General features: G+C 44.1%; 10 protein-coding genes. 4 read left to right on the top strand and 6 right to left on the bottom strand.

Annotation, left to right across the window (positions count from 1 at the left end):
• Nucleotides 1-69: 69 nt before the first annotated feature.
• Nucleotides 70-3,456, bottom strand: coding sequence for a CHAT domain-containing protein (locus QUB20_RS03075; protein WP_333291156.1), 3,387 nt, complete (start codon nucleotides 3,454-3,456; stop codon nucleotides 70-72).
• A 271-nt stretch (nucleotides 3,457-3,727) separates the two neighbouring features.
• Here QUB20_RS03075 and QUB20_RS03070 point away from each other — a divergent pair, with 271 nt between their 5' ends.
• Complete coding sequence (locus tag QUB20_RS03070; RefSeq protein WP_333244592.1) at nucleotides 3,728-5,242, top strand: phospholipid carrier-dependent glycosyltransferase; 1,515 nt, start codon at nucleotides 3,728-3,730, stop codon at nucleotides 5,240-5,242.
• Here QUB20_RS03070 and QUB20_RS03065 read toward each other — a convergent pair.
• From QUB20_RS03065 to csaB, 5 genes are all read right to left on the bottom strand, one after another.
• Nucleotides 5,239-5,367 (bottom strand): hypothetical protein, encoded by a 129-nt coding sequence (locus tag QUB20_RS03065; protein WP_333291154.1) that lies wholly within the window; start codon nucleotides 5,365-5,367, stop codon nucleotides 5,239-5,241. The genes QUB20_RS03070 and QUB20_RS03065 overlap by 4 nt on opposite strands.
• Nucleotides 5,368-5,442: 75 nt before the next feature.
• Nucleotides 5,443-6,075 carry a tRNA (guanosine(46)-N7)-methyltransferase TrmB gene (gene trmB, locus QUB20_RS03060; protein ID WP_333244588.1) on the bottom strand — a complete coding sequence of 211 codons (633 nt, stop codon included), beginning with the start codon at nucleotides 6,073-6,075 and terminating at the stop codon, nucleotides 5,443-5,445.
• A 159-nt stretch (nucleotides 6,076-6,234) separates the two neighbouring features.
• Nucleotides 6,235-6,954: a Uma2 family endonuclease gene (locus QUB20_RS03055; protein WP_333244585.1), complete on the bottom strand. Its 720-nt coding sequence runs from the start codon at nucleotides 6,952-6,954 to the stop codon at nucleotides 6,235-6,237.
• A gap of 74 nt (nucleotides 6,955-7,028) precedes the next feature.
• Entirely contained in the window at nucleotides 7,029-7,844 is an 816-nt protein-coding gene (locus QUB20_RS03050; RefSeq protein ID WP_333244582.1) for a Uma2 family endonuclease, read from the bottom strand.
• Between the two features lie 13 nt (nucleotides 7,845-7,857).
• Entirely contained in the window at nucleotides 7,858-8,904 is a 1,047-nt protein-coding gene (gene csaB / locus QUB20_RS03045; protein WP_333244578.1) for a polysaccharide pyruvyl transferase CsaB, read from the bottom strand.
• 410 nt (nucleotides 8,905-9,314) lie between these two features.
• Between csaB and QUB20_RS03040 the strand changes: the two genes are divergently transcribed.
• The 3 genes from QUB20_RS03040 (at nucleotide 9,315) to QUB20_RS03030 (ending at nucleotide 14,043) form a co-directional block, all read left to right on the top strand.
• Nucleotides 9,315-9,629, top strand: a complete 315-nt coding sequence (locus tag QUB20_RS03040; protein ID WP_242715849.1) for a DUF2499 domain-containing protein — start codon at nucleotides 9,315-9,317, stop codon at nucleotides 9,627-9,629.
• Between the two features lie 17 nt (nucleotides 9,630-9,646).
• Complete coding sequence (locus QUB20_RS03035; RefSeq protein WP_333244575.1) at nucleotides 9,647-10,066, top strand: lysozyme inhibitor LprI family protein; 420 nt, start codon at nucleotides 9,647-9,649, stop codon at nucleotides 10,064-10,066.
• A 140-nt stretch (nucleotides 10,067-10,206) separates the two neighbouring features.
• Nucleotides 10,207-14,043 carry a DNA polymerase III subunit alpha gene (locus tag QUB20_RS03030; RefSeq protein ID WP_333244572.1) on the top strand — a complete coding sequence of 1,279 codons (3,837 nt, stop codon included), beginning with the start codon at nucleotides 10,207-10,209 and terminating at the stop codon, nucleotides 14,041-14,043.
• The last annotated feature ends 58 nt before the right edge of the window (nucleotides 14,044-14,101 follow it).

Genomic DNA, 14,101 nt, shown 5'->3' with positions numbered 1-14,101 from the left:
TCGACTATTACCATATAAGATTTATCAACTATTAACCTGACTTGATATCCTAGCTGTTTTTCATAAAATTTATCGCCATTCCCCCTGAATAGTAAAAGCCGCCCAATAATAAGGAGAACGCCACTCTTCCTGCTTCCACATTTCCAGTTGTGCCGCCCTCAATGCTGCCGCTGGCCTTAACCCTTTTTGCAGCATTCCCTGATAGAAACTCGACATTAATGTAGCTGTTCCTTCATCATCCACATTCCACAAACTCACCACAACTCGCTGAGCCCCTGCATACATAAATCCCCGTGTCAATCCTACCATGCCCTCGCCTTGAATGTTCTGCCCTAATCCGGTTTGACAGGCACTTAACACTACTAAATCTGCTGCTAATTTGAGATTGAAAATATCAGTAAGTCGCAGAAATCCGTTTAAGGGATTCCCCTTTTCATCTACCAGTGACAAGATGATTCCCGATAGTTCCGGGTTAGTGCTATTCGCTAAACCGTGAGTGGCAAAATGAATGATTTTATATTGGCTTAAGTTCTGACTGGTTGCTGCGGCGCGGCTGGCTTCAAAATCCAAAGATGCGGTGCGAGAATTGGCCGGAACTAACGCTTGAATGATTTGAGCTTCTTGGCGAGTGAATTGTAAACGGCTCAACTGTATGTTATTGGCGCGGCTAGAGCGGCTTAAACCGAGATTTACTGATTCTATTGCTTGGGGATTGGCGCTATTAGACTGGGTTCTGACTCGTTCATCGTCACCGCTAAAAACTGGATCGGCGAGCATTGCTAAAGTCCGAGTTGGGGGTTGTCTGTCATTGTAGTTTTGTCTTAAGATTCCCAAGGTGGAAGCAGAAGGCAGCAGCACAATTTCATGGTCTACAATTAAAGGCGAATTCCCATTTTCACCGGATTTTCCGGGGAGTGAGAGGGCGGCAAAGGGGAGGTAATTGAGAATGCCATCGCCAACAATCAGCAGGCGCTTTTGAGCGAGTTGTGCTGCTACTGGCTGTAAAATAATTTGACTAAGCGTGTTGTTAGCTTCAGCAACTCGATCGGGAATGTTTCGGTAGCGCGGGTTAGTCACAGCATTGCGGAAATTGCGGGCGACTTTTTCGATGTCAACCTGTTTGGGCAATTCATAACTGGTGATACTGGTTTTAGTCACAGCCCAGAGATAGCTACGATGTTTCCCTAAAGAATACTGGAGTAAAATGGTATTGTCATCGAGGATTTGTTGTTGAATCTGTGCCAGCGTTAGAGGTTGCGGTTGGGTGAGGGTGGCGTACCGGGGACTGGTGGAGCGGATTTGGGCTTGAATGTCCTGATATTGTCCTAGTAAAGTTTGCCGTTTTTGGTCTAATTCTACTTTTTCTGCGGGGGTATGATTGGGGCGGCTTAGAGTTTCGATTCGGCGTGTTTCTAAGGCATCGAGTTGCTGTTGTAAATTGCGTTCTTGCTGCAATAATTCCGGGGCTACACCTTGGCGAATATCGGCGTTTGCTTCTTGAAGAAGTTCGAGAAGGCTGCGGGCACGGGAACTTTCGCTGGCTTCTAAGGCTTTGCGATCGTAACCAGAGTTGGGATTGGTTTTGTGCAGTTCCATTAACAGGTCAATGTATAACTGGTAATAGTGTTGTACGGTGGCAAAGTATGAGATGCGGAGCTCGTGGTTGGTAATTTTGGTGCGGAGGTTTTCGATGATTTTGATGGAGGTTTCAATGTCAGTGAGGGCTGCGATTAAATTGCCTCGATCGCCTTTGAGAATAGCCCTATTGTAGAGGGTGAGGGCTTCCCCAGGACGATCGCCCACAGCGCGAAACAGTGGCAGGGCTTGGTTGAAATATTCTTCTGCTTTCTGCTGTTTTCCCAATTCTGAGTAAGTATTACCTGCATTGTTGAGGGTGTGGGCTTCTCCACGCGGATCTCTCGCTTTTTGTCTCAAATCGAGGGCTTGTTTGTAGTAGTCGAGGGCTGTTTGTTTTTCTCCCAAATCTGAATAGACTAAGCCAGTATTGTTGAGGATAGTGGCTTCCTTAGCCCGATCGCCCATAGCGCGGAATAAGGGAAGGGCTTGGTTGAAATACTCTTTTGCTTTCTGTTTTTCTCCTAAATCGTTGTAGGCTAAGCCGATGTTGTTGAGTGTGGTGGCTTCTGCAGTGCGATCGCCCAAAGATGTGTCGCTGTTTGCGGGTATGTCCGAGATGTTGCTGAGGTTGATACTTGCTTCAGGGCGATCGTCCATTGCTCGAATTAGGGAAAGGACTTGGTTATAGTAGTCGATGGCTTGCTGTTTCTCTCCCAAAGCATAGTAGACGGCGCCGATGTTGTTGAGGATGACGGCTTGTTTAGGGCGATCGGCTAAAGTCCGATTCCAAGAAAGGGCTTGCTTGTAGTAGTTCAGGGCTTGCTGTCTGTCTCCTAATCTATTAGTAATGAAGCCCATTTGATGCAGTGTGTAAGCTTCCTTCTCCCGATTTATAAGCATTTGATAAAGCGAACGCGCTGCCTCAAACTTTTGCAATGCCTCCTGGTAAGATGCTGCTGTTTCTTGAGCGAATAATCGCCTAGCTTCTTGAATCAAGCGCTCGGCTTCATCTGTTTTTTGATTTAATCGTTGTTTGTTTTTCTCAATTAATCGATCGGCTTCCCCATCCGGGATTTGATTTCTACTGACATCGAGGGTGGTCAGATATACCAATCCCGCTAAAGGTTGGGCATCTGCGATTTGATTTCTACTGATGTGTAGGGCGGTCAGATTTGTCAATCCCGCTAAAGGTTTGATATCTGCGATTTGATTGGATTCGATGAAAAGCAATATCAGATTTGTCAATCCCGATAATGGTTTCACATCGGCGATTTTATTGTCACTCAAATAAAGAAAGTTTAACTCAGTCATTCTCGATAAAGGTGTCACATCTACAATTTGATTAGATGCGAGGGACAGCCCTGTTAGATTAGTCAATCCAGCTAAAGGTTTTACATCGACGATTTGATTGGCTTCGAGGAAAAGATCCGTCAGATTAGTCAGTCCCGATAATGGTTTCACGTCTGAGATTTGATTGAAATTGAGGACGAGAGATCTCAGATTTGTTAGTCCCGATAAGGGTTGCACATCTGTTATTTGATTTCTACTGAGGTTGAGCTTTCTCAGATTGGTTAATTTTGATAATGGTTTGATATCGACTATTTGATTGCGAATCAGGGAAAGTTCTGTGAGATTAGTCAGTGTTTTTTGAGCGCGATCGCACTCTTGTGTTTTTGCTTTTGATAGCAACACCTCCACCGTATGTCTGGCTTCAGGGGTCAAATTCTCTTTGTTGCTACAAAAATCAGCAAAACTTTCAAATGTCTGGGGATTTGGCGCGGCGGCAGATCCCATCAAGATAGTCGCACCTACAGCTAACCCCCAACGCCCCCAAATCGAAAGTATGGGATTCATAAGCACTCGCTCAAAAAAAGACATGATTAGCTGCTATCATAATCTATCGCACCTTGTGATCCGCGCTTTTCCTTCCGGCTGGCCAATTAGATCGGGAGCATTTGGTGAAACAATAGTCGTTACTGCTTCTCGCTGCACTCTCCAAGCATTATTAGAAGCCGGGTGTTTCCAAAAAACCCGGTTTCTCATCAAAAATTCGGTTTCTGCACAAGTCCTATTTTAGGTTACTCTATATTCAGGAATTTTAAATTAGCGATCGCCCTCAAATTTAGGATCTATTATTTGCTGCTGTTTTATGAAAATCAAGAAAACACAATTTAACAAATCGAATGTTATTTTTTCCCTAGCAATGCTAGGCATTTTTCTATTTTCCTTAACTCTCCGCTTTTGGGAACTAGAGCGATTTAACACCTTAGTATTTGACGAGGTTTATTACGCTAAATTTGCCAACAATTATCTCACAAAAACTCCTTTTTTCAACGCTCACCCGCCTCTGAGCCAGTACATAATTGCGATCGGCATTTGGATCGGCACTCACCTTCCCTTCGGCAAAACCGCCGTCAACAGTATGGCTGGCTCCCTGCTTTCTCCTTGGGATTACCGCTGGCTGAATGCTCTCACAGGTTCCTTTATTCCCCTAGTTGTCGGAGCCCTAGCTTATCAGCTCGTTGGGCGCCGCACCTTTGCTTTTCTGGCTGCTTTATTTATCGCCTGCGACGGTTTGTTTTTAGTTGAATCTCGCTACGCGCTGAACAACATTTATCTAGTTTTGTTTGGAATATTAGGCCAGTTATTTATTTTAAAATCAGTAGAAGCTGAAGGTAAGAAGCGCTGGTTTTGGCTGGTGCTAGCCGGGATAGGTTTCGGCGCATCTGCGGCTATCAAATGGAACGGATTGTGGTTTCTTTTCGGTACTTATCTGATGTTGCTGTGCGCTTGGGCAGTTCGTTTTATTCAGGGAAACAAAGAAGATGAAGAACAGGTTCGCGAGGTTAATTCGGCTCTAATTCCTCCCGAAAGTCCCGTACAAAAACTGACTCAACTCAGTTTTATAGAAGTATGGTTTAGTCTAGCTATTATTCCTATTTTAGTTTATAGCATATCCTGGATTCCTCACCTGCACTTTAATCCAACTCCCAATTTCTGGCAGATGCAAACGGAAATTTTGACTTATCACCAGCGGATTAAAAGCGGCCCAGATGTACATCCTTACTGTTCCGCGTGGTACGGTTGGCCGTTGATGCTGCGCCCGATAGTTTACTTCTTCAAAAAAGCTAGCAACAATGCCCAACCAGATCCGGTTTTGCCGCCTTTACCTGAAGGTGCAACTGAGGTAATTTTTGACGTTCACGCAATGGGAAATCCCTTCCTTTGGTGGCTGTCAACCTTAGCTTTAGTGCTAGTAATAGGACTTTTAGTTCACCGGATTTTGGTGTGGCTGCAAACGCGCAGCGAGGCTTCTGTTGACACGATAGAACAGCAGCGGCCGATTTTGTTTCCGCCGACTGCTGAAATGTGGCTGGGGTTATATTTAATAGTTAATTGGGCCGCTAATTTGCTGCCTTGGGTGAAGGTGACTCGCTGCATATTTTTGTACCATTATATGGGCTGTTCTGTGTTTGCAGCCTTAGCACTTGCTTGGTGGACTGACAGGTGGCTGCACAGCCCTCAAACTCGACTCCGAGGGATGGGGGTAACAATTATTTTTCTGGTTTTGGGTGCTTTTATTTTCTGGATGCCTATCTATTTGGGACTGCCTTTGTCGCAAATGGAATGGAAAATTAGGATGTGGCTGCCATCTTGGGTTTAAGTTAGAAATAATTTTTTTATTAACGGGCAAGATGCCCGTTCCACAAGAAAATTAAGTTTTGTGGAACAGGCATCTTGCCTGTTCCTAAAGTTCCACAAGAAAATTAAGTTTTGTGGAACAGGCATCTTGCCTGTTCCCAACAAAGGTGCAAGATGTAAGTTATAACATTTATGACAAAGGTGAGTTGGCAAAAGCTAGCATTATTTTTGATAGAGTGCTCGATAAACTGGTTCGCCCCGTTTCAGAGTAGCAATTTCTCTTTCAGTAGCCACAGGCAGGGGATTTTCTGGTAGCCATTCGCCCCCATTTTGACGTTGAAAACTAGGGTGAGATGAAAAGCGAGCGCACATTTCGCTTTCTACTTCTTCAATATCTGACTGGATAAAAACTTCGCCGCCAATTGCCAGATAAGTTGCCAATTCGTTGACTAATTCCTGCTGCACCACCCGCCGTTTATGGTGCTTTTTCTTGAACCACGGATCTGGAAATTGAATGCTAACTCGCTGCAAAATACCTGCGGGTAAAGTTTCTAAGATTGGTTTGAGGGAACTATTAGCATTGCAAAACAAATAGTGCAAATTTGTCAAGCCTTTTTCGTCGCGCCAAAGATTCGCCTCCTCTACCAAAGGTTCCCGAATTTCTAATCCGAGAAAATTCCAGTCAGTTTGTACTTGCGCCATGTGCCACAAAAACCGTCCTCTGCCGCAGCCGATATCTAAATGCAGCGGTAAATTTAAGTCGGCATAGATTTTAGTCCAATCCGGGGGACTTGCAGATGCTTGATATCTAATTGATAGGGGATTGACGTGTTCCCGCACTCTTACTCTTGCCAATTTTGCTGTCTCCTGAATGTATTTTTTAACCGCTGATGAAGGCTGATTAACGTGGATTAACGCCGATAAATATTGATTTTTGCGATGTTGTCTAATACTTTTTAGTTAATGAGCGATATTAAATTGCAGAGGGACAATTTTTAATTGCTCATTATTGCATTAGGCTTCTGGTTCAATGCCTGCTGCTCTTAATTGTGCAGCTAGTCGATCGGCTCGCTGCCGTTCCTTTTCCACCATCTCTACTCCCCACAATAACATCTCTCCGCTCTCATCCCACCAGCGCAACCAATATCCGGTTCTTTCAGCTTTTGTTCCCTGCCAAACACCCAGAAATAACCCAATTCCCGGAATCCAATAACGATTGTTTGCATCGGGTTGCTGTTTTTTATACTCTGCTGATGAATTCAAATGATGTACTATTAAAGCTCCGCTCGCAGGTTCAAAAATTACATAGATTGGAGCTTGCAATATTTGTTCGTAAAAATGCCATTTTCCGGGGAGATAAGTTTGTTTGGCAGAATATTCATCCTGATAACTAGGAGGATTATCTGGCAAAAACTCCATGACAATTGCCGGAATGTCTCCTTCTAGGTTGGGGGTATAACTGCGGCGAATTTCTCGATCTGGAAGGGGCTGTACGTTGGTGGCATAAAACAGATCGGGAGTTTTTATAACTAGCTTATCGTTGAAAGTTACACAAATCGCCAGATGAGGCGCAACTAATGTTCCCTCCAAAATTAGCCCCGCAATTTCTAAGCTTTCCCGTAAGGCGGCGGCGAGCAAAGGCTGGTCGATATCTTGCAGGGGTTGCTCGTCTAAAATGAAATCTTTGGGCAATTTTTCCCAGGATATTTTGAATTGAATTGGATTGAATGTCATGGTATTTTACCTCTTACTAAGAATGCGGTAGAACTGCTGGCAATGATTTTCGATCGAATAGCATCGCCTATTTTTTAAGCTTCTGGTTCAATGCCTAATGCTCTTAATTGTGCGGCCAATAGGGACGATCGTTCTCGTTCTTGTTCGGCCCGTTCCCTTTCTTGTTCGGCTTGTTGTTGAGCGATAGCCCTTTCCTGCCGTTCTTGTTCGGCTTGTTGTTGGGCTATTTCCCTTTGCTGCCTTTCTCTTTCTACCATTTCTGCACCCCACAATAACATCTCTGAACTTTCATCCCACCACCGCAACCAATATCCGGTTCTTTCGGCTTTTGTGCCATACCAAACACCTAGAAATAATCCAACTCCAGAAATCCAATAACGGCCGAAAGCATCGGGTGGTTGTACTTCATACTTTCCTGATGAATCCAAATGATAGAGTTCTAACACTCCGGCGGCTGGTTCAAAAAGTGCATAGACTGGCACTCGCAATATTTGCTCGTAAAAAAACCATTTGCCGGGGGGATAAGTTTTTTTGCGAGAATATTCATCGTTGGCAGTAGCTGATAAAAATTCCATCACGATCGCCGGAATTTCCCCTTCTAAGTTGGGAGTGTAACTGCGGCGAATTTCTTGATTTTCCAGCGGCTGGACGTTGCGGGCATAAAACCAATCTGGAGCTTTGATAACTAGCTTGCTGTCTACTGTCGCACAAATTCCCATGTTTGGGGCAACTAATATTCCTGTTACAATTAGCCCTGCGATTTCTAAGATTTCTCGCAAGGCAGCAGCGAGCAAGGGCTGGTCGATATTTTCCACAGGTTCCTCGTCTAAAATGAAGTCCTCGGGCAATTTTTCCCAGGTAATTTTTAAGTCGGCTGTACTGGCTGTCACGGTATTTTACCTCTTACGGAGACTGCTGGAGCGCGGCTCGCAATACTTCGCGATGAAAGAGCGATCGCTCTACTATAAATTTTATCCTGTCTGGCGATAAGGCGTCGCCGTTAGCATAGTGTTCCATCCAGGTTTTGCTGATTAAATAAGGATCTTCTGGCAATTCTGATAATAAGTATCCCGGCATTTCTAACTCATCCATCAATTGACTGACTTTGGGATCGTAGCTGAGGGCAAAACAGCGGCATTCTTCGGATGCTGCCATAATTAAACTGTGGTAGCGCATCCCGATCGCCATTTCGACTCCCCGGAACACTCCTTTCAACTTTCTCGGATCGTCTAAACTGAGGATGCAGCTTCTTTTTGGCAGGGCTTCGTGCAAATGTTGGGCAATTTCTAAGTCGTGAGACGCTTGAAAAGGCAGCAGCAAAATTAAGGTGCGAGTTGCTTTTTGAAAGTCAACTAAAGCTTGAGTTAAGATTGACAAACGGGCGGGAGTTAGTGTAGAGTGAGAACGCAAACAAACAGCAACTCTGGGCGCAGGTAAATCCCACAAACCCGACACGGGAGAATTCTCCAAAGCCCACACGGGATCGGGCGCTAAAGTAAAGGGAATTTGCCAATCTGCAAGTAAAGTAGCTGAACCTTTATCCCGCACGCTGACGGCGGTGCATCCGGCAAAACAGCGCTGAGATAACTTGCGAGTGATTTCGCGCTTCAAAGGCCCAATTCCCTGGGCCCAAGCAACAGTTTTTAAGCCCATCTGCTGCGCTAATCCCATCAAACCACCATAATAGAAAGGACTCACAATGCTAGTAGCGTCTTGGATTAAACTACCGCCGCCCCAGATTAGGGCGTCGGAGGTGCGGAGTGCTTCGAGAACTTGAAAGGCATTCATGCGATCGCGCGCAGCTACCCCGTACCGCTGATTTGTCTCGACAGGATTGCCAGACAGGACGATCGGCGTCACGCCATCAGGTAACATTTGCAGTAGCGATGCCAACAGCGCCTCGTCGCCGCCGTTGCCTTTACCGTAATAGCCGCACAAAATTGCTCGCATTTCTACTCTTTTCTTTGTTGGTAATGGGGAATGTAACTATTTTAGATTTTAGATTTTGGATTTTAGATTTTTTTGAGATTTGAAATGAGATAATACTACTACCCAAAAAAATGCTACTGTCAGCAAGCTTCAAGGCTTTACGTCATCATTCAGCTCAAATCGCAAATTTAATAAAATATCAACTCGCTAATCTAAAATTGTATGACTAGCCCAAAAACAGGTACAACCCCCGACTTAAGTCGTGGATGCTCCTAAAATTTTAGACTAAAGCTCAAGCTCCAAGATTCATCTGTGGAGTAAATCTAAAATCTAAAATCTAAAATCTAAAATCGACTGACTCATCATACTTTATATGACAGTTGCGTAAGTCCCGATCGATAAATCTTTCATCTTCGTTCACAATACAAAAAATGCACGCTTTGTCAATTCCCACCTGGATTATTCACGTCTCTAGCGTCGTCGAGTGGATTGCCGCCATCTGGTTAATTTGGACTTACGGCGAAGTCACTCAAAACCGAGCTTGGTGGGCCCTTTCCGCCGGAATGCTGCCCGCTCTCGTGAGCGCTATGTGTGCCTGTACATGGCACTATTTTGACAACTCCCCAGCCCTAGAATGGATTGTTACCCTGCAAGCGGCGATGACTCTCTTCGGCAATTTTACTTTGTGGGCGGCGGCTTGGTGGATTTGGCGATCGGCGCAGCCAGCAGAGAAAATTAAAGATTAAAAAAAGGGAGAAAGTAAGTGAAAAATAGCACTCTTTGGGTAAAATTTGTCGCAAGTTTGCTTTTGTTGACAGCCGGATTTTTGCTTCCCAGCAAAGCCAGCAACATTCCCGTACAAGTCGCCCAACAACCTAACTGCAAAAGTCCTCAAACCACGCTAGACATGAATATGTGTTCTAGTCAAGAGTTTGAGGCTGCCGACAAAAAGCTCAATCAAGTTTATAAGCAACTGCAAGCAAAAATCAGCAGTAGACAAAAGCAGAGATTGACGGTGGCACAGCGTACTTGGATTAAATTTCGAGATGAAAATTGTGATTATGCAAAAGGACAGTTTGAAGGCGGTAGTTTGGCTGCTTCTACCTACGGTTATTGCAGGGCCAGAGTGACGCAAGAACGGATTAAAGATTTGGAAGGTTATTTGAAACAAGCAAGTTTGTAAAACTTCGATCGCTATTTAGTAATGCAATCGATACCCACCCTACGAGAGAACAACGATTGAGTCCCAATTTTTTTTATTTGATCTTTCTCTATCCGGATGGTGTACAATCTAAAATCTAAAATCTAAAATCCAAAATCGCTATGTCCTTCGTTGGTTTGCACATTCACAGCGATTATAGCTTGCTAGATGGGGCTTCTCAGCTACAGCAGCTCGCAGAACGGGCGGTGGAATTGGGGATGCCCGCGATCGCCCTTACAGACCACGGGGTGATGTACGGCGCGATCGAGCTAATCAAAGTTTGCCGAAATAAAAATATTAAGCCGATTATTGGCAATGAAATGTATGTCGTCAACGGCGACATTGAAGTAAAAGTTCGAGGTAGAAGAAAATACCATCAAGTTGTTTTAGCTAAAAATACCCAAGGCTATAAAAACCTCGTCAAACTAACCACAATTTCCCACTTAAAGGGAATGCCTGAAAGAGGTGTTTTTGCCCGACCTTGCATCAACAAGGAACTGCTAAAACAATACTCCGAAGGTTTAATTGTCACCAGTGCTTGTTTGGGCGGCGAAGTTCCCCAAATGATTCTGCAAAACAAGCTAGATACAGCCCGTGAAGTAGCAGGGTGGTATAAAGAAGTATTTGGAGAAGATTACTATATAGAAATTCAAGACCACGGTTCCCCGGAAGACCGGATTGTTAATGTTGAAATCGTCAAAATTGCCCGCGAACTCAAAATTAAAATAATTGCCACCAATGATTCTCACTATATTTCCTGCAACGACGTAGAAGCACACGATGCTTTACTGTGCATTAACACCAACAAACTGATTGAAGAAGACAAGCGGATGCGCTACAGCGGCACTGAGTATTTAAAGTCCGCAGAGGAGATGGCGCAACTGTTTCGAGACCATTTGGATGATGAAACAATCAAAGAGGCGATCGAAACCACCCTAGATGTCGCAAATAAAGTATCGAGATACGAGCTCACAGGAGAAGCTCGGATTCCCACAATTCCAATTCCCCCAGAACATACAGCCGATACTTATGTAGAAGAAATATCCTGGCTGGGACTGTTAGAACGCCTCAAAGCCCGCACCAGAAATGAAATCCCCCCAGTCTACAAACAAAGACTAGAATACGAACTGAAAATGCTTCAGCAGATGGGCTTTTCGGAATACTTTTTAGTAGTTTGGGACTACATAAAATATGCGAGAGACAACGATATTCCAGTAGGGCCAGGACGCGGTTCTGCCGCAGGTTCTCTAGTTGCCTACGTCCTCAAAATCACCAATATCGACCCCGTACACCACGGACTACTATTCGAGCGATTTCTCAATCCCGAACGGAAATCTATGCCAGATATTGATAGCGATTTCTGCATAGAAAGGCGCGACGACATGATTAAATACGTTACTGAAAAATATGGCGAAGACCGAGTAGCGCAAATTATTACCTTTAACAGAATGACATCAAAAGCTGTCTTGAAAGATGTTGCCAGAGTTTTAGGTATTCCCTACAAAAAAGCAGACGAAATGGCAAAAATGATTCCCGTGTCGCGGGGGAAACCGGAAAAACTAAAAGTGATGATTTCCGATGCAACACCTGCACAGGAATTTAGAGACAACTACGAAAATACAATTTGCATAAATGCAGAAACTGGCACCGAAGTCCCAGTGCGTCAGTGGATTGACATGGCAATTCGCATTGAAGGAACTAACAAAACCTATGGTGTTCATGCCGCCGGTGTGGTAATTTCTTCCGTCCCCCTTGATGAAATTGTACCATTGCAAAAGAATAATGAAGGCGCTGTAATCACCCAATATTTCATGGAAGACTTGGAATTTTTGGGGCTACTGAAAATGGACTTTCTGGGACTTAAAAATTTAACAACTCTCCAAAAAACAGTTGATTATGTTAAGCACACGCAGGATATAACTATCGATGCCGAAGGCTTGCCTTCTAATATAGAACGCAGAGCTCAAGAGACATTTACTAGGAATAACAAGTTGCCCCCTGATGTAGCAAAAACTTATCAACTATTAGAAAAAGGAGATTTAGAAGGTATTTTTCAGCTAGAATCTTCTGGGATGCTGGATGTAGTAAAAAAAATTAAACCTTCCTGTCTGGATGATATTTCTTCTATTCTGGCGCTTTATCGTCCCGGCCCGCTGGATGCTGGTTTGATTCCACAATTTATCGATCGCAAACACGGTAGAGAGGTGGTTAAATATGACCATCCGCTGTTAGAGCCGATTTTAAAAGAGACTTATGGAACGCTTTGTTTCCAAGAGCAAATTATGCGGATGGCTCAAGATTTGGCGGGCTATTCTTTAGGTCAAGCTGACTTGCTGCGTCGCGCAATGGGTAAGAAGAAGGCTGATGAAATGCAGAAGCAAAAGGAAATATTTATTGATGGGGCGACTAAGAATGGTGTCACTCAAAGAATTGCCGAAGACTTGTTCGGGCAAATGCTTCAATTCGCAGAATATTGCTTTAATAAATCCCATTCAATGGCCTATGCCTATATCACTTATCAAACTGCTTATTTAAAGGCAAATTTTCCTGTAGAGTACATGGCTGCATTGCTGACTGCTAACAGAGGCGACCAGGAGAAGGTACAGAGATATATTGCTAATTGTCTCAAGCTGAAGATTGACGTTGAGCCGCCTGATATTAATGGTTCTGAACTAACTTTTACGCCATTGCCGATGGAGATGACTAAAGCTGAAAAACATAAAATTTTGTTTGGAATTTCGGCGGTTAAAAATGTGGGTGAAGGGGCTATTGAAAATATTTTGGAGGCGCGGCAGGAAGGGGGTAAGTTTAAATCGTTGGCTGATTTGTGCGATCGCGTAAATCTCCATTCTGTCAACCGCCGCGCTCTAGAAGCATTAATTCAATGCGGTGCTTTTGATAAAATTGAAAAAAACCGCAATCAATTAGTACACGACCTCGAAGGGGTGATTAAATGGGCGCAAGAGCGCAAAAGAGACCGAGAAAGCGGCCAAGGTAATCTTTTTGACTTGTTAGGTGGGAATAGCTTTGGCAAGTCAGTCAATACCTATGAGTCTGCGCCTAAATCTAAATTAATAAAAGATTATGACAACCAAGAAAAATTGCGTTTAGAAAAAGAACTGCTTGGCTTTTATGTGTCAGAACATCCCCTAAAGTTTCTCATGCAAGTAAACCCAGACCCCGATGTTGTGACTCTCGAACAGTTAGCAGATAAAAAGGGGAAAGTATCAGTTATTGTCATGCTCAGCGCTATCAAAATGGTAGTGACAAAAAAAGGCGATGCGATGGCAATTTTGCAATTAGAAGATTTGACAGCTCAAATAAAAGCTGTGGTGTTCCCCAAGGCTTACGAACAAGTGAAACCTTACATGGTAGAGAATGCTATATTACTGATTAGTGGAAAAATCGAGAAAGATGGGGAGGAAATTCAGATAATTGTAGACACTGCAAAGCCGGTGGAAACAGTACAGGTTGAAGAGGAAATGGAGAAGGCCCAACCGGAAGTAAATAACCATTGGCCGGCGGAACCAGTCAACGTTGTACGATCGACAAAGCCTGTGGAAGTTTTAGAAATGGTCATTGTCAAGCTGACACCGCAGCAAGTACAAGACGGGAAAAAACTCAATTCCCTCAAAGCTATTTTGCAAGAACTTTCCAATCGTGGAGAAGATGCTAGCGTTTCTGTGGGGGGAATTGTTGTCGGTGAATATTCCTGTCAACCCCTTCGCATTAACCCTCAATTGTGGGTGCAAGATGGCGAGGGAACTGTTAGCCGTCTCAAGTCGGCAGGATTTGATGCTTGGGTTTTTCCTCTAGACAATCGCGGGGATGCTGCGGTATTTCGAGAAATGCGATCGCAACTTAATGTACATTCTTGGGCCAGTCGTTTACTTGACACTGAAACCGATCGCCTTCACAAGTATGTCAATTATCTCGCCCAACTAAGGAATGAGAATTAAATAACTTCCACTCTTGAAAGTGGGATGGGCGTCCCGCCCGTCCTTTTTGGACGGGCGG

This window comes from Microcoleus sp. B4-C2 (genome assembly GCF_036705265.1).
GTDB lineage: Bacteria > Cyanobacteriota > Cyanobacteriia > Cyanobacteriales > Microcoleaceae > Microcoleus.
Note: the sequence above shows the minus strand (reverse complement) of the source record. Positions and strands in the feature narration are given on the sequence as shown.